Here is a 20,541-nt window from a genome sequence, read left to right on the forward strand (position 1 = left end):
GGGAGTGGGGAGTAGGGAGTAGGGAGTGGGAAATTAGAAATGTTAAAATTCCCTATTCCTTATTCTCCTTTTTCTCTAAAGAACGAATGAGCGCCCGGAGCAATTTTCCTACAGATTCACATTGTCTCAAAATTGGACTGGCTGATTGAGTATCTGTAAGTCCAATTTTGGCTCTAGACGATAGTAACAAATGAGTTTCTAGTTCTTTGAGAGAGCCTTGTGCTATTCGTAAAAATTTTATGTACTCCAAGCGATATTCCCTTCCATAACCCTCAGCAATATTTGCTGGAATTGAGGTAGATGCCCGACGAATTTGTGAAGTCATTCCGTAGAGTTCCTCTTTTGGAAACGTCATTGTTAGCTCATAGCAAGCTTCAGCTAAATTCATGCCTTCTTGCCAAACTTTTAAATCTTGATAAGAGCGAATTTCATAACTTGTCATTACTTACCTCTGATTTATTCCCTGCTCCCTACTTCCTACCCCCCGATTAATTAATTGACTTTAAACTTACTAGCAGTTGCTAATAACCCTTGTGCCATTCCTGATAAATCTTGCAAAACGGCAGAAATTTCTTGAGATTCGGTAAAAGTTTTGTTAGCGATTTCTGCGACATCTTGCATTGATGCTGTTACCGTCACAGATTGACCCATTTGTTTTTGGGTGGCTTCAGTAATTCGCTGGATTAGCTGACTGATTTCGGCAGTTGCAGAAACAATTGCATTCAAGTTTAGGCGGGTTTCACTGACAAAGTTTGTCCCTTCTACTACCTGCTGAATCCCTGTTTCCATCGCTACTGCAACTTCCCCAGTTTCAGTTTGAATTTCCTGGACTAATTTTTCAATTTCAATGGTTGCTGCGGCTGATTGGCGAGATAAGGAACGAACTTCATCGGCTACAACGGCAAAGCCTTTACCATATTCCCCCGCACGAGTGGCTTCAATCGCTGCATTCAACGCCAGTACGTTAGTCTGTGTGGCGAAATTGCTGATTAAATTCACCACCTTGGAGATTTTTTGCGAAGATTCGCTGAGGCGTTTAATTTTTTTACTGGTTTGGGCGACGGTTTCACGAATCCCTTGGATGGCTTTCACAGTTTGGTTCATTGCTGCATCACCAGACTCTACGGTTTGGTTAGCTTTTTGCAACGCCAATTGCACTAAATCTGCGTTAGTGACCACAGCTTGGGTAGAGTCTACCATCTGCTGAATATCCGCTAGGGCTGTGGTAATTTCTTCAGATTGTTGTTTTGCTAGATTTGTTAGTCCCGTTAATGAAGCATCACTAGTACTAGAAGTTTGGGCTACTTTCTGGGAAGTGGTTTGGACTTGGATGACAATTTGCCGCAGTGCTTGCAAAGTATTGTTATAGGCATCCGCAATTGTACCTAGTTCGTCTTCGGTAATTGGGGCGCGGACTGTTAAATCTCCATCCAAGGCTGGTCTGAGGGCTGTTAGCAGTTGAATGGATCGTTTTTGCAGTAGTTCTTTGGCGGCTTTTTCCCGTGATGCGGCTTCTGCTAGTTTTGCTGATTGTGCCTGTAGTTTTTGCAAATACTCAGTTTGTTGTAATGCTAATCCTAGCTGGTCGCCAATGCGTGCTAACAAGGTGGTTTCGGATTCTTCCCAATCACGAGGGGCGGAATTTTGATAAGCTGCGAATAAGCCCCACAATTGTTCCCCAGAGAATATCGGAACTATCATGTAAGCTTTAATTTCAAATTGCTCTAAAATTTCAATGTGGCAAGGAGAATGATCTACTTGATAGATATCATGAGCAATAAAGCTTTCACCTTTAGCATATCGACCTCCTTGAGTTTCTTGTAAGTGGCTATCATCCCAAATGGTTTTGATATCAACACCCACTAGTTTTACCCAGTTATTTCCTACTGATTCGGCGATAAATTCACCACCCCAATCAGGATTGAAGCGATAAACAGCGACGCGATCGCATCTTAGTAATTGGCGGACTTCTTTAGTCGCTGTTTTGAAAATTTCCTCTACATCTAAGGATTGGCGAATGCGGTTAACTATCTTAGTAACAGCTTTTTCTTGTTCTGCTATCTGAGCTAATTTCTCGGATTTTAGCCGGACTTGTTCAAGATAATCTATTTGTGATTTTGCTAGGCTAAATTGCAAGGCAATTTGAGTTAAAAAGTTAACTTCCCATGATTGCCATTCACGAGTGCCAGAATTTTGATAAGCTCCGAATAAGCCCCATAACTTGTCTCCAAAGAATATCGGGACAATGATATAAGCTTTGGCTTCAAACTGCTCTAATATTTCAATGTGACAAGGAGCAAGACCTATTGCATAAGTGTCATTAACAACAAAGGTTTCACCTTTGGTATAACGTCCTCCCTGAGTTTCTTGTAAGTAGGTATCATCTAAGACGGTTTTGATGTCAGTCCCTACCAATTTCACCCAATTGTTACCCACTGATTCAGCGACAAATTCACCACCCCAATCAGCACTGAAGCGATAAACAGCGACGCGATCGCATCGCAATGATTGGCGGACTTCTTGAGTGGTTGTTTTGAAGAAACTTTCTACATCTGAAGCTTGTCGAATCCGGTTAATAGTCTTGGTTAGTGCCTTTTCTTGGGCGGCAATTTGCACTAATTGCTCAGATTGTACCTGCATTTGTTCGAGATATTCACCTTGGGAAATAGCTACACCCAATTGCAAGCCAATTTCAGTCAAACAGCTCACTTGCCAGGATTGCCATTCACGAGGTCCAGAATTTTGATAAGCTGCCAATAAACCCCATAATTGTTCCCCGGAAAAAATCGGCACAATTATATAGGCTTTCATTTGACATTGCTCTAAAATATCAATGTGGCATTGAGCATGACCCATTTGATAGATGTCATTGACTGCAAAGCTTTCGCCCTTAGCATAACGTCCTCCTTGGGTTTCTTGTAAGTGTGAATCTTCCCAGACCATTTTGAAATCTGGTGTCACCAATTTTATCCAACCCTCACCCACTGACTCAGCGACAAACTTACCACTCCAATCAGGTTGGAAGCGATAAACACCGACGCGATCGCATCGAAATAATTGGCGGATTTCTTGAGTAGTTGTTTGGAAAATCTGCTCAACGCTTGAGACGCGCAAAATCTTATCAATGACTTTGGCTACAGATTTTTTAGCCAGTCCTTGCTGTTGTAATTCTTTTTGGAAGTTAAAGCTTTGTAATCTGTAGGTCAGTTCTGTGGTAATTTGAGATATGAGGGTTGTTTCAGACTCTTGCCATTGGCGGGCTGAAGCACAATTATGAATTGCTAATAAACCCCAAACTTTACCCTCAACTACAATCGGTAAACTCAAACTAGATTTGACTTGAAATTTCTCTAGTAGTTGCTTTTGATAAGGTGTCAGCTGTACCTGATTAATATCGTGAATGGCGACAGGTTCTAAATAGTCTTCACTGGTATATAAACCAAAAAGAATACCGGGAAGATTTTCATTGAGAGTCGGTGTCCAACCTCTGGTTCTAGATTCTGATAAAACTGTACCAGACTCCAGAGAAGTAAAGCGATAAATCAAAGCGCGATCGCAGGCAATTTTCGCCCTCACCTGTGCCACACTTACTTGAAGTAACGTCTCAGTATCTGCGGCTTGACGCATTCGAGTTGTAATTTCTTGCAACTGTCGCCGCCAATTTTTAAATTCCTGGGAAATTCCATTGAGTTCAGATATAGTATCGCTAGCAATATTGGCTAGATTATGGTCACTATACGGATGATTTAATTCTTCAAAATCAGCAGTTGTTGGTTCATTTTCGTGGTTGTGATCATATACAATTGTCATGGTAAAACACCTCAGATGTTGTTAATAGTAGTCAGCAGCAAAATAAACTTAATTATTAATAGCCCACAGGGGAGATTGAATAATTGCTGTTGCGTCCAAATTTAATAGCATCTCCTCAGAACTATTAATAAAGTATCCTTTTAAAAAAGGTGACATGGCTGGATAAAATAATTCCACAGATGGAGGTTTAATTTGATTGGTATCTAGCCATTCAATATCCATGAGAGAACGCACCAATAGACCTAAATATTTACCCTCCCTTTCCAGCACAATGGCCATCATATTTGAGAGGAAATTTGCTTCTTGCAACACTGGAGGATAACCCAGCATTTCCTCTAAATCAACTAACCAAAGCATCTCACCACGCCAGTTATAGATACCCAAAACACAACTTGGCATTTGGGGAACGCCACATATATCTGCCAAGGAGACTTGAAAAACTTCTGTGATCTGCTCTAAAGAAATTACTGCTGTATCTTTCGCACCCAAGTTCAAACTTAAAAATTTTTGTTTGTTCTCCAAGGTTATTTGTCCTTTGATATAATTGATTAGTTTGAGTCAATTAATGCCAAATATTCACAAACAATCCAGTTTTACTTCAGCAATTTTTTCAGGGTAACTACTAATTCTTCTTGATTTATAGGTTTCGCAAGATAAGCTTCAGCACCCAGCATATTTCCCCACATTTTATCTACATCACTATTTTTAGTTGAGCAAAAAACAATAGGTATTTTGCTAGTGTCGGGGTTATTTTTCAATTCTCGGCAAATTTCAAATCCGCTTTTACCTGGTAGAATGACATCAAGAAATATCAGATCCGGTTTAGTGCTGTCTATTCTTTCCTGAACCTCTTCACTACTTGTAGCGCTAATCACATAGTAACCAGCTTGTTGTAAGTAACGGCTGAGGATTTCCATATCAGTCAAACCATCTTCAACGACTAAAACAGTATTCATAGCAAGCACCTTTCAAGTTATTCTGACAATGGAAAAGACAAAAGTATGTCTCCAAATTATACCAGTAGGAAGTTGCAATTCTGTGAAATTTTGCTTGATGATTTTTATATTTGATCAGAGGAAATACTGTGGTTGACAAATTTTCTATTTACTATCTTGAATCTACAAAAACTATGTGCTTGATTCCCTTCACCCTTAAGGCAAAATTTACAGAACCCAAAGCTTTTCAAAATACAAAATATCTGCTGGTGAGCATTCTACCTGAGTTATAAAAAAGTTTTACAAGTGAATTTTGAGAATTAATTTCCCGGAAAAATATCAAGATTGAAGGCTTTGATGACAAACCTTTAAATGAGATTCATCTGGTCTTTTTTTTACTTGAGCTTGAGCCTGTACGGGTAAATATTTACGTACTACATTCATGACTTTATCTGTGGATACGGGTTTTGTCATAAAATCTGTAGCACCGACCACCTTAGCTCGGACTCGATCCAAAAGACCATCGTTACCAGTTAAGATAATCACAGGTGTGTTGGTGAAGGCGGAAACTCGGCGTAACTGAGTACAAATTTCATAACCATTCGCAATGGGCATAACTAAATCTAAAAAAATCAGGTCTGGCTTATCTTGAATCAGGGTTGGTAAAGCTTGTATAGCATCCTGAATCTTGATAAATCTCAGTCCATGTGAGATGATAATTTCCTCTAGAATTTTACAAACTTGAGGGCTATCATCTACGCAAGCGACTAATGGTGCAGTTGATTTTTGACGTTGCGGAGAAACAGGGTTGTTTTTGACTGCTGTCACTAACAAAGGCAAATCAGGTACTTCTACCAGTTCAATGATGCCTTTGAGAATATAAGAAAGCAATGAACGGGTGACAGCGACAAGACTCTGCTTCATTTTGGCTGCTAAATCTCGCAGAGTATATTTGCCGTTGATCAAATTTACAAAGTTGTTGTAGACAGCTTCACTTACCTGTTCTTGGAGTTGTTCTGGTTTTCGCAGCACTGGCGCTAAGTCGGGAGAAAAATTAGTTAAACCTGCTTCCGACCAAATTTTCCACGAGTCTTGCATCTGTTTCATAGACACATTTGCACTCGTGAAACTCATTGGTGTTTCTAGGATAACTTCCTGGCTGCGCTCACAACTTGCAGAAACGAAATTTGTTTGTTGCGCTAAATCAAACAACAGTTCTGCGACTGTGTTTTCCACAAAAGCATGAATTTGTTCTCGTTGAATTTTTTGTCTTTTATACAAAATTTCCAGGATGCGATAATCCCAGTAATTGATTTCTATGTCTTCTCTACGTAAATTTAACTTATCTATATCAATGTGGGGGCAGTATTGAGCCATATTTCGCCGCCAACGCCGGAAAGGATGGCTTCCTCCTGTGGCCCAAACTATGCGTCCTAGACGATAGTAAAAAGTCCACTTATGTCCCTTGGGACTTTTAATATTTAAGTAGCCATTGTATTGCAGTTCAGTACAAGTTTTAAACTCATCAAGTATGGTATTCGATTTGATCGGTTCCGGCTGGTTCATACTTTGTTCCTTTTTTTTACAAGTTAGCCCTTGAAATATCTAAACTATCTATACAGCAGTTAACAAGCATCTACATGATTAATAATCAACTTGGCACACTAATTTCAGATAGCTGCCTATTTATTCTTGATGTATTACTTGATAATGCTCTTTAGTAAAGATGGGAAAGACTAATGAAAGTAGAAAGACAACAAAAGTAGAGATGGTCGAGGAGTAATTTAGTGCATAATTCCCACTCAGCTTACTCTACGCTCTCATTATTTTGGGGTTAAGATTTAGTTATCTATGTTTTATTCTAAGCAGTTATAGACAGAATTATAACCGTATAAATCCTGATCTTATTTTCAATAAATCTTGAATTATAGATATTTTTCCCGATTTTATTTGGCTATTGGGAAGCAAGAATATTTCTCAATAATTTTTACAACTCTTAATATTTATTATAGTTAAGTATAATTGCTGGAGTAACTATTTTCCTCATTACTAGAGTATAATAACTAATAAAAATGGCGTTGCTGAATCAAGAGATGAATTGACCTGAAGCAGAAGCTCACTAGCAGCAGAAAATAATAGTTTGAGATTCTGAAGTTGAAAAATTCATATTTAAGTTCAGCAATGCCAAAGTTTCATTGATTACTTTGCTTGGCGGCGAAATTGTGGGAGTTTCGACAACAGCAAATATGCGAGTCCGACTAGTAGCAGTGATACCGAAGGTGTGGATTCTGGGACTGGTCGGGGGTTTGGCCACGGTTGGGATGCGATCGCATTGCTTTGAATCCCGTTGAGTAAAGCCAAAAACTGCTCAATATCGGCCGATGGATGACCGTTGTCTTGAGAAAGGATGAGTCGGTTAAAGGTATCTATCTCTGATACTCCAAAACTTCCTGTTAAGGGCAGAAATTTTTCACCCATCCCACCGATCAGGGAATTAATCAAGCTATCAACATCAGTCTGGAAATCTGGCGGAATTAACTCGGAATCTTGGGGAAGTTTGTAATTACCAATGACTATGTTGTTATCGTCGAAGATCCAGTTACCATTACCAATAATTGTGTTGTTATTACCAAAGTCCCAGTTGCCATTGCCAATAGTGGTATTATTATTACCAAAGTCCCAGTTGCCATTGCCAAGGGTGGTATTTTGATTACCAAAGCCCCAGTTGCCATTGCCAATAGTTGCATTATCACTATTAAACTGCCAATTACCATTCCCTAGAGTTGAGTTGTTACTTCCTTCATCCCAATACCAGTTACCGTTACCAAGGGTTGTATTGTCACCGGCGAATAGCCAGTTACCATTGCCAATAGTTGCATTATCATTATTAAAGTTCCAATTACCATTGCCAATAGTGGCGCTATCACTACCAAAGTCTGAGTTAGAATTACCAATAGTTGCGTTATCATTACCAAAGTTTCTGTTATCATTGCCAACGGGTGGTTTGTCCTGATTTAAAGATGAACTATCACCACCTGGAAAGGTATTTTCAACGCCATCGAATAAGTTTTCATCCTGAAGTGATTGCAAGCGACCAAAAATTAATTCATTAAGTTGACCGCTAATATCGCCGGCGAAGGGGTCAATCACGCTATCCACTACAGGATGCTGGTCTGCACTGATACCAGAGATACCATTAGTCTGACTTAAAAGTACATTCTCAGCGAAAACTTCATCTATGCCTTCAAAGGGCGGGCGTTGAATCTGAGAATCACCAATGGCAGTATTTTCTTCACCATTAAACGAGTTGGTTGCAGGGATTTCCATCAATAAGAATTCTCCAGATTTTAATGTATAAATTTTCTAATTATGGGAATGTTAGATAGACATTTATAGCAAAATTTATGTTTTTTAGCTTGTTAAATCTAGCTATAATATGTTTATTGTTGAGGTGATTAATTTATCTAAATTAACGATAATATAGCCATACTCAACATTAATCCCATGAATAATATATGTAATTTAAATTATGATTTCAATGCATTTTTTTTTGAGATGATTGTCAATTTATTAGATACAGGATATTTCATTTGAATGAGTAGATAAGGCGGGCAGGATGCCCACCCTACAATATTTATAAAATTAATATATGTACTTCCAAAGTGCTATGTATTCAAAATTTAGACCCAGACAAGAAAATCCCAGTTTCTCCAAGATACCGGGATTCTCAAATTTTGAATTCTCATAAATCAAATAGGAGTCTTATAGCTTATGGGACTTCCAAAGAATAAATTATCCGAAAAAATCAATTAACAATATTTTTACAATAATGATAATTATTTCACAGGCGAAAATGCTGAGTTATAATCTTCAACAACCAAGTCGTGCTGTCAGCATGAGGAATTGTTCGTACTCAGTGTGATTGGGATCGCCTTTAACTGGCTTGGTTTTTATTGAGCCTAACTCAAAATTACAATTTAATAATGTCTGCACAATATCTTGTTCAGTGAGATTAAGCACTCTGCGATAATCGTCGCCAATACGATAACTATCAGCTTCAAGTTGGGTAGCAAATATAAGCAACCCGCCTGGCTTAATTATTGAAGACAAATTAGCCATCAATTGTTTCCATTCAGCTAGATTTTCCGCCACACCTTCTAAACAGAAACAAGAAATCACCGCTTCATATAACGCCTTGCCTTCTTCTCCCACTGGATTAGTAGCACGAGCGTTCCCTGGTCTGATAGAAGTTATTTTTTCTTGTAGTAATGTCGCCCGTTGTTGTACTTTCTCATCTGTAACGACATAACTATCTATAGGCTGATTTTGGTTTAAGGCTGTTTCTATTTGCAGAGCGCGACGCAGATAAGAATTCCAATCAAAAGCTTCGGGACTTCCTTGTTGCCAAAGCTTAACCTGCTCTAAATTTTGTTGTAAATAATCACTCATGTGTATTTCACGGCAGCTCTGTCCTAAGCTGATGATAGAGTAAATGGTGGGACCACAACCAAAATCTAGTAGCAGGGAGTTATTGAGATTATGCTCATGGGCAACTTCAGCAAAGAATTGGAGAAATTTTTCATTCTCGATTCCTATACCGCCATATTTATCTGAAGAATAATTGTTGAAATATTCATTCAAATAAGGTATTGCTTCAAAAGATTGGAAATCATTTTCTTTGAACTTGAGTTCCATTTTGATGTTACTTTTTAGTATAAATAGACATTAATTAGGTAGTAAATGCAGAGAATACGTTTTATGCTGGTAAATCTTTCTGCAAATCAGGTTCAAAATTATCCAGTGTTTCTGCAATATATTCAGAGGTGTGGGATTCACACACATACCAAGTTTGTGGTGGATCTGAATTAGTGATTAGACCCATATCAAGCATTATTACTTTTCACCATATCAAGCACCTACACACTAGGAGGAATTTCTGTGGTTCTAGGAATAGATTGTACTATAAAACTTGAGCAAGGAGCATGATGTAGTACATAATTGCTGACACTACCTAGCAAAAATTCACTGATTCCAGTCCGACCCCGACGACCAACTATAATTAAGTCAGCTGGCCAATTGCGAGCAAATTCACAAATTATCCTCCCAGCATCACCCACATTTTGGGTAAACCCACTTTTTACACCTGCGTTAGTTGCTGTGTCACTGAGCGATCGCAACCAATCTAGTCTTTGTTGTTTCCGTTCTTCCCAGTCCCGGATATAACTATCCATCGCTGTAGTTTGCACAGATGGGTAAATGGTGTCTGGTTGAGTAAATATAGGACTGATATAGGGATCTTCTAATGGAGAGAGTATATGTAGTAACATCATTTCAGCATCAGCAGCTTTGGCTAAAAATACGCCTTGTTCAAACACATATTGAGTCATTTCTGACTTGTCTATAGCAACCAAAATTTTGTGGTACATTCTTAACATTCCTTTGTATTTGGCTGGTTCTAATTAACTCATCGTATATGCTTATTCTAGTTTGTATATAGAAAGCGATCTACTTGCAGCGGCGCTGAACGCGACTATCGCGCAGATTAAAAAACTGGAAAAGCATTTTCATCGGGATATAAAAATTCCCATTCAAGTGAGGTACAAGCAGTAATAATTAAACGCAGATGGACGCAGATAAACGCGGATAGTTTTGTATTTTATTAGAGTAGGAAATGCTATAATTATTCTAGCTGAGATCATCCTAAATATTCATTGTCAAAGCAATATCTACTTCTTTGAGCAGAGACTCTGGGGTGGAAGAGTTATCGAGGACGACAGTTGCAAGCGCTGCTTTTTCTGTCAGAGATAACTGGCTATTGATGCGAGCTTGGGCTTGTTCTGGAGTTAAATGATTTCGCTGCATCAATCTTTGCAGTTGCTGTAATTCAGAACAGCGCACAACCCAGATTTCTGTAACTAAATCAGTCATCTGAGTTTCAAACAGTAGAGGGATGACTAACACAAGTGTTTGTGCTGGTGATTGGGCGATGATCGCTTGTGCAAAACAATCATTTACATAAGGATGAATTAAACTCTCTACCCAGTGGCGTTCATCTGGCTGTGCAAAGATAATTGTACCTAGTTTTTCTCGGTTGAGGCTGCCATCTGGGAGTAAAATTTGCTGACCATAACGTTGAGCGATCGCATTCAGAATCGGCGAACCCACAGCCACTGCATCCCTAGCATAAATATCTGCGTCGAAAATTGGCAGATTATAAGCATTAGCCAAATAATTGGCGACGGTGGTTTTACCTGTAGCAATACCCCCAGTCAAGCCGATAATGCGTTTATTCATGAGTAATTTCCGAATTTTTTACCCATTTGATTAATGCTTTAGTTAAGCCATCTAAAGTATATTCCTCAGCTTCAATATTCACGCGTCCTAATAAAGTATGGCAAGTTTTCGAGGTTTGGGGACCGATAGAAGCAATACAAATTTTCTCTAAGGCATAAGTTATCTCAGAGTGATTAGAAAATATCTCTTCTAGGAGTTGACAGAAAAATTTCACAGTTTTAGAACTAGCAAAAGTAATTATATCCACAGTGCGATTTTGTAGAGCTAACTTTGCGGATTCTGGGATACTACCCGGACAACGAGATTGATATGCAGCCACTTCTACAACCACTGCACCTTTAGCCGTTAATTCTTGCACTAAAACTTCTCGTCCACCACTTTCCACTCTGGGAAATAACACCTTTTTACTCTGTAATGCTTCGGGGAAATTTGCCACTAAAGAATCAGCGACAAAATTAGGGGGAATAAAATCAGCATAAAGATGGTATTGCTTGAGACTTTGGGCGGTTTTTTCACCCACCACGGCAATTTTAACCCCAGCTAAACCACGAATATCTTTACCTTGGGCAATTAATCTCTCAAAAAAGTATTCTACGCCATTGCTGGAAGTGAGAATTAACCAGTCAAAATCTGCTAAATCAGCGATCGCCTGATCCAACGGTTCCCAGCTAGAAGGCGGGACAATTTCTAAAGTTGGCATTTCAATCACCGTCGCACCGGATGCTGTGAGGCGATCGCTAAATTGGCTCGATTGTCCAGAGGAACGCGTCACCAGGATAGTTTTACCTGTGAGGGGGAGGTCGGAAGATGCAGAAAAGTTGCTGAACATACTTTGGGCGTGAGAAGCTTGATCTAAGGATATTTTCTCAGGTTTTAGGTAATTGCATAATCTCACAACTTCGCCAATCACAATTACCACTGGGGAGAGAGAAACGCCGCTCGTTTGTTCGAGAATATTATCTAATTCGGCTGTCCAAATTTGTTGCTGGGGAGTTCCCGCCCAACGAATAATTGCAATGGCTGTAGAACGCGATCGCCCGTGCCTGATTAATTGGTATATAATCTCCGGCAGATGTCGCCCACCCATCAAGATAACTAAAGTATCCAACCGAGATAATGCATCCCAATCTAAAACATCTGGTTCATGGGCTGTCAACACAGCAAAACAACGACTGAGGACAGGATCTGTCAAAGGAATCCCCGCCATTAATGGAGCCGCCAGGGCGGAAGAAATTCCGGGTACAACTTCAAACTCACAGCCAGACCCTTGCAAAGCTTGAATTTCCGCAGTACAGCGCCCAAAAATAAACGGATCACCTGATTTTAGTCGTACTACTTGTTTTCCTTCTAAGCAGTACCGGACAAGTAATTGATTAATTTCCCCTTGTGGTGTACTAGGTTGACCACCACGTTTACCAACATCTAGCCGCAGACAATCAGGTGGTACACACTCTAACAATTGGGTATCTACTAGAGCATCGTAGATTAACACCTGAGCTTTGCCTAAGAGATTGTCAGCTTTTACTGTCAGATATGCCACATCTCCAGGGCCAGCACCGACAAGGTAAACTTTGCCCTTTTGTTCAGTCATGATTGAATTTCTTTGATTACGGCAGAGAAAGCCAAGGCCACAGAGCAATTTTACTACAAAACCCCCAGACAAAATTTTTGAATCAAGACTTTGTGTAACTTTGCGCTGACTTCGCGTCACTCTGCGTTAAAAAACTCTATTCTATGATTTTTGTTACGAAATTCTTGTCAAAAAAACCAGATATTTATGATGTTATTTATCCCAGGGAAGAACCTCTAAATTAGGCTTAAAACAAGGAATCAAAGCGGATTACTATATCTTAATTTTGCTTAATAGAATAAGCCCGAAGTTGATGAAAAGTACCCCAACCATTCCAGTTTCCATCAGAAGGCTCCCAATATTTGACGTATCTTGCAGCAATCGGTTTGATTGGTACGTTAATATCGATTTTATTAGAACCACCAGATTCCGAATAAGGGTGAATAATCTTGGAAACTAAATGCCATGATTGATTATCTGTTGAGACTTCAACTATAAAAGTCAACGGATTTTTATACCCACCGTCCCAATCAATGTTATAGCCAACTCTATTAAGTTGATAAGTAGAACCAAGATCGATGATTTGAAAGGTTCCATTGCCATTATTTGTCTCATTTCCCCATCGACCCATCTGGGGATAATTGGTAGTTGTATTGTAGTCCACAGGATCATTTGCATTAGCCCAACCAGGATAGGTAATACCTCCTTGTCTTGCGATTACTTTTTTCCCTACAGCAACCTGCTGGACTATTGGCTTTGAAGCTGTAACTGTTTGAGAAACTGGAATAGGTGTAGAAGATTTTAAACTTTGTTTGGTCACATAGGCTAAATTCTGCTGATACTCCGAAGCTTTCTTTTGTGCTAGTGCGTAATTTGAGCTAGTTTTGGGTACAGATTGCATCAAAGTTATTGCTTCTTTCCAGATACCCATAACTAAGTTCCAGTCATCTTGGGATTGAGCTGACTGGCTAATGGTTGCTGCACTCATGGCTTTAGCCGCTGCATCTTGGAATATATCTGTTTGAGTTGGGACTGGAGAAGGTACAGGTTTTGTGATTAAAGAAGATTCTGAAGTTGGTAATGAAGTTTCGGCCTGTTGCTTTTCAGTGGCGCATCCAGTTACCAGCATAAATAAGATTAAAAACGAAGTATTAATTGATTGTAATATTTTGCTAATAGAACTTAAGTTATCAATCATTGGTTTAAGAGGATGTTTTAAAAGTTAGCAGTTGAGTAAACAAGCTATATCAGTATAAGTGAATACCTTAATGCTGGTACGGCGGGTCTGAGCGCGGCCAGCGCCACAGCGAACTGGCTGGTGGAAAACAGTGAAACGAACCTTTGGCTGACTAGATGTCGCCGTTTAAATAAAGACTACGAACTATTGCCTAACACATCTGAGACATTTATCTTGCCATTATTCGTATCATGATCAGGCGTTTGCCATAAATATTTATCTTTGATGATTTTTCAAACACTCTCTGATACATAAAGCCTATTTCTGGAAATGTTCAACCACAGGATTGCTATCACCTCACTTATCTGCGAAGTAAGTTTTTCATATGGTATTTGAGGCTGATCTTGTTTTATTTGTCAAGTTTTCATTATACTAAATTAGATGAGCTTGCCCTGGTGAATGGGCATTTTAAGTTATGCCAAGAAATATCAATATTTAAGAAGTGTTAGTTGTGGCTAAATTCATTTAGAGTATATTTTTTGAGTTATAAAAAACACTATAAAATAGCAATAATTAATACAAGATTAAATTAGCAAAATAGCATCTTCATTACAACTTTAAAAATAAATTCCAGGGAGAATGAGTTTAGAAAAAGAATACTAAAAATTTGCGTTCGGAGACGAATCATGGTAACGGTCGCAGAGAACGTACAGCATCGATTAACTATACAGACTGTAGAAATTGCCCCTAACACCACGGCGATTCGCTCTCTTGATTGGGATCGCGATCGCTTCGATATCGAATTTGGACTACAAAACGGTACGACATACAATTCATATCTGATTAGGGGCGAGCAGACAATTTTGATCGATACTTCCCACCAGAAGTTTCGTCAACTATATTTAGATACACTAAAAGGCCTGGTTAACCCCAAGACAATTGATTACATAATCGTTAGCCACACAGAACCAGACCATAGCGGCTTGGTGGAAGATGTGTTGCAGTTAGCTCCCAGAGCGACTGTTTTAGCTTCAAAAATTGCCCTCCAGTTTTTGGAAGGTTTAGTACATGATCCTTTTTCCAAGCGGATTGTCAAAAGTGGCGATCGCATCGACATTGGCAAAGGACACGAAATCGAATTTGTCAGTGCGCCTAACCTCCACTGGCCAGACACAATCTTCAGCTTCGACCGCAAAACCCAAACCCTCTTCACCTGTGATGCCTTTGGGATGCACTTCTGTGACGATCGCACCTTTGATGAAGACTTAGAAGCGATCGAAGCCGACTTTAGATTTTACTATGACTGCCTCATGGGGCCAAATGCTCGTTCTCTCCTGAACGCCATGAAGAGAATGGGCGAACTGGGGAAAATTAACATGATCGCCAACGGTCACGGTCCCCTACTGTACCATAACTTAGACTTGTTAACGGAGTGCTACCACAATTGGAGTCAAAGACAAGCCAAGACAGAAACCACCGTCGGCTTGTTTTATGTTTCCGAATATGGCTATAGTGATCAGCTAGGTTTAGCGATCGCTGAAGGTATCCAAAAAACCGGAGTCGGTATAGAAGTCATTGATATCAGCACAGCTGAACCGCAAGAAATTCAGGAACTAGCAGGTAGAGCCACTGGCGTGATTATTGGAATGCCTCCATCTAGTGCTGCTGCTGCTCAAACGGGGATTAGTTCCTTATTATCCGTCGTCAAAAATAAGCAAATGGTGGGCTTGTTTGAATGTTACGGCGGTGATGATGAACCCATTGATACCCTGCGGAGAAAATTTATTGACTTGGGTGTCAAAGAAGCCTTCCCCGCCATTCGGATTAAAGAAGCTCCCACATCAGCTACATTCCAAATGTGCCAAGAAGCGGGTACAGACTTGGGACAAATGCTGATGCGCGAACGTAACATCAAGCAAATCAAGTCTCTAGATGTCAACTTAGAAAAAGCCTTGGGGCGGATTAGCAACGGACTCTACATTGTCACCACCAAAAAAGGTGATGTCACCAGTGCAATGTTAGCCTCCTGGGTAGCCCAAGCCAGTTTGCAACCTTTAGGATTGACAATCGCCGTCGCTAAAGACCGCGCTATTGATTCGTTGATGCAAATAGGCGATCGCTTCGTCCTCAACGTCCTCGAAGAAGGCAACTATCAAGAACTGAAAAAGCACTTCCTCAAGCGCTTACATCCCGGTGCTGACAGATTTGCTGGAGTCAAAACCCAAACCGCCAAAAACGGTTCTCCCATTCTCACTGACGCTCTAGCATACATGGAATGTGAAATCCAAAAGAGCATCGAGTGCAGCGACCACTGGCTTTTATACTGCACCGTTGCAGAAGGTCGTGTATCTAAATCTGATGCACTGACAGCAGTTCGCCATCGGAAAGTCGGTAACTACTACTAATTGGGGAGTGGGGAGTAGGGAGTGGGGAATAGGGATTTCTTCCGCCCTGCACCCTTGATTCTTCCCTCCATCTCCACACCCCCTGATTTCCATAAAACCTTTTTTGAATCGCTTCCTGAAATCTGCTAAAAACCGATGCTCTTGCTATCCGGTTTTTCGATATTTTTTCCAAACTTCTTCACCAAAAATCTATGAGCAATTCCAAACCCCGTGACGTACAAGTTCTCCCCATCGCTACAAACACGAAATTTATTAGAGCGCGTAGTTGGTCACGCCTGCGGTTTGAAATTGAATATGCAAGAGAAAGAGGTACTACCTCCAATTCTTATTTAATTGAAGGCGATAAAACCGCAATTATTGGCCCACCGGCTGAAACCTTCACGGAAATTTATCTAGAGGCATTACAGCAGACCATCAACTTGAAACAGTTGGATTATGTGATCCTGGGTCATTTTAGCCCCAATCGCGTGCCAACTCTCAAGGCAATTATCGAATTAGCCCCCCAGGTCACCTTTGTTTGTTCTCTCCCTAGTGCTGCTCACTTGCGTAATGCTTTCCCCGATCATGCATTAGAAATTTTAGTCATGCGCGGGAAAGAAACTCTAGATTTAGGTAAGGGTCACGTTTTAAAATTCTTGCCGATTCCCAGTCCTCGTTGGCCAGAAGGACTTTGTACCTACGACCAGCAAACCCAAATTCTCTACACAGATAAGCTCTTTGGCTCTCATGTCTGTGGCGATGATGTGTTCGATGACAACTCGGAACCATTGAAAGAAGACCAGCATTACTACTACAACTGTCTGATGGCTCCCCAAGCTCAACACGTAGAATCAGCTTTGGAGAAAATCTCAGATTTGCAGGTGAGAATGTATGCTCCGGGTCACGGGCCATTGGTACGGACTGGCTTAATTGAACTGACCAAATCCTACGCCGAATGGAGCAATGCTCAAAAGGATCGGGAAATATCTGTAGCTCTACTTTATGCCTCAGCTTATGGAAATACCGCCATCCTCGCCCAAGCAATGGCCTTGGGATTGACTAAAGGTGGGGTTGCAGTGCATTCGATTAACTGCGAATTTGCCACCCCTGATGAAATTCACGCTGCAATTCAAAAGTGTGATGGCTTTGTGATTGGTTCTCCCACTATTGGCGGTCATGCTCCGACTCCTATTCATACTGCTTTGGGAATCGTATTAACAGTTGGTGATAGCAACCAACTCGCAGGGGTTTTTGGTTCCTACGGCTGGAGTGGCGAAGCATTTGATTTAATTGAAGGTAAACTTCGGGATGCTGGCTATCGCTTTGGATTTGATACTTTCAAAGTTAAGTTTAAGCCTGACGATGTAACTCTCAAGTACTGTGAAGAAGTTGGTACAGATTTTGCCCAAACATTGAAAAAGGCGAAAAAAGTCCGCTTACCACAACAATCTGCTACCCCTATGGAACAAGCTGTAGGTCGGATTGTTGGTTCAGTTTGTGTCATCTCAGCTAAACAAGGAGATGTGTCGGCGGGGATGCTAGGTGCTTGGGTTTCTCAAGCCAGCTTCAATCCACCAGGTCTGACTGTGGCGATTTCCAAAGAAAGAGCCATTGAATCTCTGCTGTATCCAGGTAGTAAATTTGCCTTGAATATCCTGGAGGAAGGCAATCATTTAGAATACACGAAGCATTTCCGCAAAGACTTTGCTCCCGGAGAAGACAGATTTACCAACTTTAGCACCACAGTTGCAGATAATGGCTGTACAATTCTCACCGACGCGATCGCTTATGTGGAATGCTCTGTCAACGAACGTATGGAATGTGGCGATCATTGGGTAATTTATGCAACCGTTGAGAACGGTAAATTAATCAAACCTGATGCCGTGACTGCCATGAACCATCGTAAAACAGGCACTCATTATTAGAAGATTAATAGATAATTTTTAGCAATTAATCTGCAACGATTAATCTGTGCGGGAAGACACCTGTCATCGTCTCCACTTTGACGGGAGTCTTTTTGTGCGTCTAGCATAGATTCGCTCAAATCATCTCACTTTGCCAAAAAAAATTTCTTTGTAGACTCTAGCAAATAGGGCATCTACAACTACAATAGTATTTTTAACTAGGAACTTTTAGGGTCATGCTCAGTCTAGCAAATCGGGCATAAATATTGAGGTAAAATTCCGCAATTGCCACCAAGACAATTGAATATGTATCATGTCATCTTAGACTAGGGAATCAGTATCTGGCAGTTTTCACACAACCTGCCAATTACTCTGCCGCAACGCTTTTATACTATTTTGTTCCTCCTATGTCCGCACAACACAACCAGATTAAATTTCCTTTTTGGCAGTATTTGAATCAACCCTTACTTAGTCGCGATTCTAAATTAGAATTAAATCCGCGTCGTTTTGCCCATAGCTGGCGAATTGGACTTCTTGAACGGTGCTTGAATAAAGAATGTGATGCTAAGGGGCCTCAACAGTATTGATATCTTCCCCACCCTATAGAAGAGGGGTGGGGATGACAAAAATCACTTCTTGGTTTTTCTGGTTGTTGCCTTACGGGCGTTCGGCACTTAAATTATGCAGTTCGGTAAATTTTGAGGGAACTGGTCAAAGTGAAGGCCGTCTAGAGTGAAAGTGAAGCGTGAGAAGTGAGGACTGATGGGTGATTAATTGAAGATTATCGCAAAAAGCTTTTCAGCTTCCGGTATGCTTACCCTTTTCATTATGGCGTTCGGTGGTTAACAATGAGTTGAATATGTTTTAAATGATTCAATTTTATGCCGAGAACACCAAATGAATTTGCCGTACACCTTTTACTAGAGGGTGGTCACCGGGAAGAAATCCGTTTTCCCACTTTTCAAGATTTTCAAAAGTGGTACAACAGTTCGCTCATGCCTAAGTTTGATTCTAATGAATTGATTAACGTACCAATCAAGAATATTCAGCAGGAGTACTTAGTAGTACGTCCCAGCCGGATTTTGGCTATCCGGGTAGAACCAGTTTTTAGCTCTAGTGTTGAAAGATTCAACTAAATCATGAGAAAAAGCCTTGCTTTGGTTTCCTTGACTTGGGGAATTGTCTTAATAAATACCATCTGGTCAGCTGTAGCTCAGGTGACTATACCTGTACCAGTACCAACCAATCCTCAGATCCCGCCGCCAGTCCAGCCCCAGCCGAGTATTCCTAACATACAGCCGTCAGTGCCGCTTAAACCCCTGAATCTGGGAAACAATTGTACTCCCATTCACGCTTGCTTGGGTTGGGATGAGCAACTTTGGGGTCAAGCGGGTAACCCTGGGGGAGGCGATCGCCAAGCGTTGTTGGCTTCAATTGACAATAGTTTGAGTTACCTATCAAGAAATAGTGCGATCGCTACCTATCAAAAGTATCCAGTTCCGGGAATTACCCATGATCGGGTGCGTCGGAGTTTGATTCGTTTCCGCCAACTAGTTGTCAATTCCAAATCTCCAGCCGAACTGCAAGCTGCTGTCCGGCGAGAGTTTACCTTTTACAAGTCTGTGGGCAATGATGGCAAGGGGACTGTGAAGTTTACTGCTTACTACGAGCCTATTTATACTGCTAGCCGTGTAAAGACTCAAGAATATAAGTATCCCCTGTATCAACGACCATCGGACTTTGATCAATGGGCTAAACCTCACCCCAAACGAGTTGATTTGGAAGGTCAAGACGGTTTACTAGGGGAAAGAAGCCAGTTGCGCGGTTTAGAAATCCTCTGGTTCCGTGATCGCTTCGATGCATACATGGTACATATCCAAGGTTCTGCCCAAATTCAGTTAACCAATGGCACGAAAACCTCTGTTGGCTTTGCAGGTGGAACAGATTATCCCTGGACTAGTATCGGCGGCCAACTTTCCAAAGATGGCAAGTTAGCCGCAAATCAATTAAATATGCCGGGGATCATTAACTTCTTCCAGAGTTACCCCCAGGAAATGAGTAATTATCTCCCCCGATGGGAAAGATTTGTCTTCTTTCAAGAAAACCCCGGTAGACCAGCTACTGGCAGTATTAATGTCCCAGTCACAGCCGAGCGTTCCATTGCTACAGATAAGTCTCTCATGCCTCCCGGCGCACTAGCACTGGTTCATACTTCACTTCCATATGCCAACAGCAATGGCCAAATGCAATATCGGACTGTGAGCCGCTTTGTCCTCGATCAGGATACAGGAAGCGCCATCAAAGGCCCAGGAAGAGTCGATTATTTCATGGGTTCTGGCAAAGTAGCAGGCGATCGCGCTGGCGTTACAGGTGGTAACGGTTCACTGTATTATTTATTGCTCAAAAAATAGGCAATGGGAAGAGGCACAGGGGCAGGGGAGAAGAGGAACGGGGGCAGGGGGCAGGG

Annotated in this window: 16 protein-coding genes; 4 read left to right on the top strand and 12 right to left on the bottom strand. The window is 40.9% G+C overall.

What is annotated here, in order from left to right; genetic code table 11:
- Positions 1–52 precede the first annotated feature (52 nt).
- The 12 genes from AACX33_RS25420 to AACX33_RS25475 all read right to left on the bottom strand — a co-directional run bounded on the left by AACX33_RS25420 (position 53) and on the right by AACX33_RS25475 (position 13,807).
- Positions 53–442, bottom strand: coding sequence for a four helix bundle protein (locus AACX33_RS25420; RefSeq protein ID WP_194000887.1), 390 nt, complete (start codon positions 440–442; stop codon positions 53–55).
- 50 nt (positions 443–492) lie between these two features.
- A complete protein-coding gene (locus AACX33_RS25425; RefSeq protein ID WP_194000889.1) occupies positions 493–3,810 on the bottom strand; it encodes a GAF domain-containing protein in 3,318 nt (1,105 codons plus the stop codon).
- A 48-nt stretch (positions 3,811–3,858) separates the two neighbouring features.
- Positions 3,859–4,332 (bottom strand): chemotaxis protein CheW, encoded by a 474-nt coding sequence (locus AACX33_RS25430; RefSeq protein ID WP_194000891.1) that lies wholly within the window; start codon positions 4,330–4,332, stop codon positions 3,859–3,861.
- Positions 4,333–4,403: 71 nt separating this feature from the next.
- Positions 4,404–4,766 carry a response regulator transcription factor gene (locus AACX33_RS25435; RefSeq protein ID WP_194000893.1) on the bottom strand — a complete coding sequence of 121 codons (363 nt, stop codon included), beginning with the start codon at positions 4,764–4,766 and terminating at the stop codon, positions 4,404–4,406.
- Between the two features lie 318 nt (positions 4,767–5,084).
- Positions 5,085–6,311 (bottom strand): response regulator, encoded by a 1,227-nt coding sequence (locus AACX33_RS25440; RefSeq protein ID WP_194000895.1) that lies wholly within the window; start codon positions 6,309–6,311, stop codon positions 5,085–5,087.
- Positions 6,312–6,944: 633 nt separating this feature from the next.
- Complete coding sequence (locus tag AACX33_RS25445) at positions 6,945–8,072, bottom strand: hypothetical protein (RefSeq protein ID WP_194000897.1); 1,128 nt, start codon at positions 8,070–8,072, stop codon at positions 6,945–6,947.
- Positions 8,073–8,615: 543 nt separating this feature from the next.
- Positions 8,616–9,440: a guanitoxin biosynthesis pre-guanitoxin forming N-methyltransferase GntF gene (gene gntF / locus AACX33_RS25450; protein ID WP_194000899.1), complete on the bottom strand. Its 825-nt coding sequence runs from the start codon at positions 9,438–9,440 to the stop codon at positions 8,616–8,618.
- A gap of 61 nt (positions 9,441–9,501) precedes the next feature.
- Positions 9,502–9,627, bottom strand: coding sequence for a hypothetical protein (locus AACX33_RS25455; RefSeq protein WP_265338683.1), 126 nt, complete (start codon positions 9,625–9,627; stop codon positions 9,502–9,504).
- 34 nt (positions 9,628–9,661) lie between these two features.
- On the bottom strand, positions 9,662–10,171 hold the full coding sequence (locus AACX33_RS25460; protein ID WP_194000901.1) for a universal stress protein: 510 nt from the start codon (positions 10,169–10,171) through the stop codon (positions 9,662–9,664).
- A 274-nt stretch (positions 10,172–10,445) separates the two neighbouring features.
- Positions 10,446–11,039, bottom strand: coding sequence for a dephospho-CoA kinase (coaE, locus tag AACX33_RS25465; RefSeq protein WP_194000903.1), 594 nt, complete (start codon positions 11,037–11,039; stop codon positions 10,446–10,448).
- Complete coding sequence (gene cobA, locus AACX33_RS25470) at positions 11,032–12,630, bottom strand: uroporphyrinogen-III C-methyltransferase (protein WP_194000905.1); 1,599 nt, start codon at positions 12,628–12,630, stop codon at positions 11,032–11,034. Before cobA ends, coaE begins: the two co-directional genes overlap by 8 nt.
- Before the next feature lie 259 nt (positions 12,631–12,889).
- Positions 12,890–13,807 (bottom strand): discoidin domain-containing protein, encoded by a 918-nt coding sequence (locus tag AACX33_RS25475; protein ID WP_194000907.1) that lies wholly within the window; start codon positions 13,805–13,807, stop codon positions 12,890–12,892.
- 665 nt (positions 13,808–14,472) lie between these two features.
- Between AACX33_RS25475 and AACX33_RS25485 the strand changes: the two genes are divergently transcribed.
- The 4 genes from AACX33_RS25485 (at position 14,473) to mltA (ending at position 20,485) form a co-directional block, all read left to right on the top strand.
- Positions 14,473–16,191, top strand: a complete 1,719-nt coding sequence (locus AACX33_RS25485) for a diflavin flavoprotein (RefSeq protein WP_194000909.1) — start codon at positions 14,473–14,475, stop codon at positions 16,189–16,191.
- Between the two features lie 191 nt (positions 16,192–16,382).
- Positions 16,383–18,095: a diflavin flavoprotein gene (locus tag AACX33_RS25490; RefSeq protein ID WP_194000910.1), complete on the top strand. Its 1,713-nt coding sequence runs from the start codon at positions 16,383–16,385 to the stop codon at positions 18,093–18,095.
- A gap of 860 nt (positions 18,096–18,955) precedes the next feature.
- The gene (locus tag AACX33_RS25495; RefSeq protein ID WP_194000912.1) at positions 18,956–19,210 is read left to right on the top strand and encodes a hypothetical protein; all 255 of its coding nucleotides are present in this window, start codon (positions 18,956–18,958) and stop codon (positions 19,208–19,210) included.
- Positions 19,211–19,213: 3 nt separating this feature from the next.
- Complete coding sequence (gene mltA / locus AACX33_RS25500; protein ID WP_194000914.1) at positions 19,214–20,485, top strand: murein transglycosylase A; 1,272 nt, start codon at positions 19,214–19,216, stop codon at positions 20,483–20,485.
- Positions 20,486–20,541 lie beyond the last annotated feature (56 nt).

Origin of the sequence: Nodularia sp. LEGE 04288 (assembly GCF_963896525.1) — a bacterium.
Lineage (GTDB): Bacteria > Cyanobacteriota > Cyanobacteriia > Cyanobacteriales > Nostocaceae > Nodularia.

What these genes read in the sequence shown, in the direction of transcription:
- AACX33_RS25490 (WP_194000910.1), top strand. Translation starts at nt 16,383, where the DNA reads ATGAGCAATTCCAAACCCCGTGACGTACAAGTTCTCCCCATCGCTACA.
- coaE (WP_194000903.1), bottom strand. Translation starts at nt 11,039, where the DNA reads ATGAATAAACGCATTATCGGCTTGACTGGGGGTATTGCTACAGGTAAA.
- AACX33_RS25455 (WP_265338683.1), bottom strand. Translation starts at nt 9,627, where the DNA reads ATGGGTCTAATCACTAATTCAGATCCACCACAAACTTGGTATGTGTGT.
- gntF (WP_194000899.1), bottom strand. Translation starts at nt 9,440, where the DNA reads ATGGAACTCAAGTTCAAAGAAAATGATTTCCAATCTTTTGAAGCAATA.
- AACX33_RS25460 (WP_194000901.1), bottom strand. Translation starts at nt 10,171, where the DNA reads ATGTACCACAAAATTTTGGTTGCTATAGACAAGTCAGAAATGACTCAA.
- cobA (WP_194000905.1), bottom strand. Translation starts at nt 12,630, where the DNA reads ATGACTGAACAAAAGGGCAAAGTTTACCTTGTCGGTGCTGGCCCTGGA.
- AACX33_RS25435 (WP_194000893.1), bottom strand. Translation starts at nt 4,766, where the DNA reads ATGAATACTGTTTTAGTCGTTGAAGATGGTTTGACTGATATGGAAATC.
- AACX33_RS25420 (WP_194000887.1), bottom strand. Translation starts at nt 442, where the DNA reads ATGACAAGTTATGAAATTCGCTCTTATCAAGATTTAAAAGTTTGGCAA.
- mltA (WP_194000914.1), top strand. Translation starts at nt 19,214, where the DNA reads ATGAGAAAAAGCCTTGCTTTGGTTTCCTTGACTTGGGGAATTGTCTTA.
- AACX33_RS25485 (WP_194000909.1), top strand. Translation starts at nt 14,473, where the DNA reads ATGGTAACGGTCGCAGAGAACGTACAGCATCGATTAACTATACAGACT.
- AACX33_RS25445 (WP_194000897.1), bottom strand. Translation starts at nt 8,072, where the DNA reads ATGGAAATCCCTGCAACCAACTCGTTTAATGGTGAAGAAAATACTGCC.
- AACX33_RS25425 (WP_194000889.1), bottom strand. Translation starts at nt 3,810, where the DNA reads ATGACAATTGTATATGATCACAACCACGAAAATGAACCAACAACTGCT.
- AACX33_RS25475 (WP_194000907.1), bottom strand. Translation starts at nt 13,807, where the DNA reads ATGATTGATAACTTAAGTTCTATTAGCAAAATATTACAATCAATTAAT.
- AACX33_RS25440 (WP_194000895.1), bottom strand. Translation starts at nt 6,311, where the DNA reads ATGAACCAGCCGGAACCGATCAAATCGAATACCATACTTGATGAGTTT.
- AACX33_RS25495 (WP_194000912.1), top strand. Translation starts at nt 18,956, where the DNA reads ATGCCGAGAACACCAAATGAATTTGCCGTACACCTTTTACTAGAGGGT.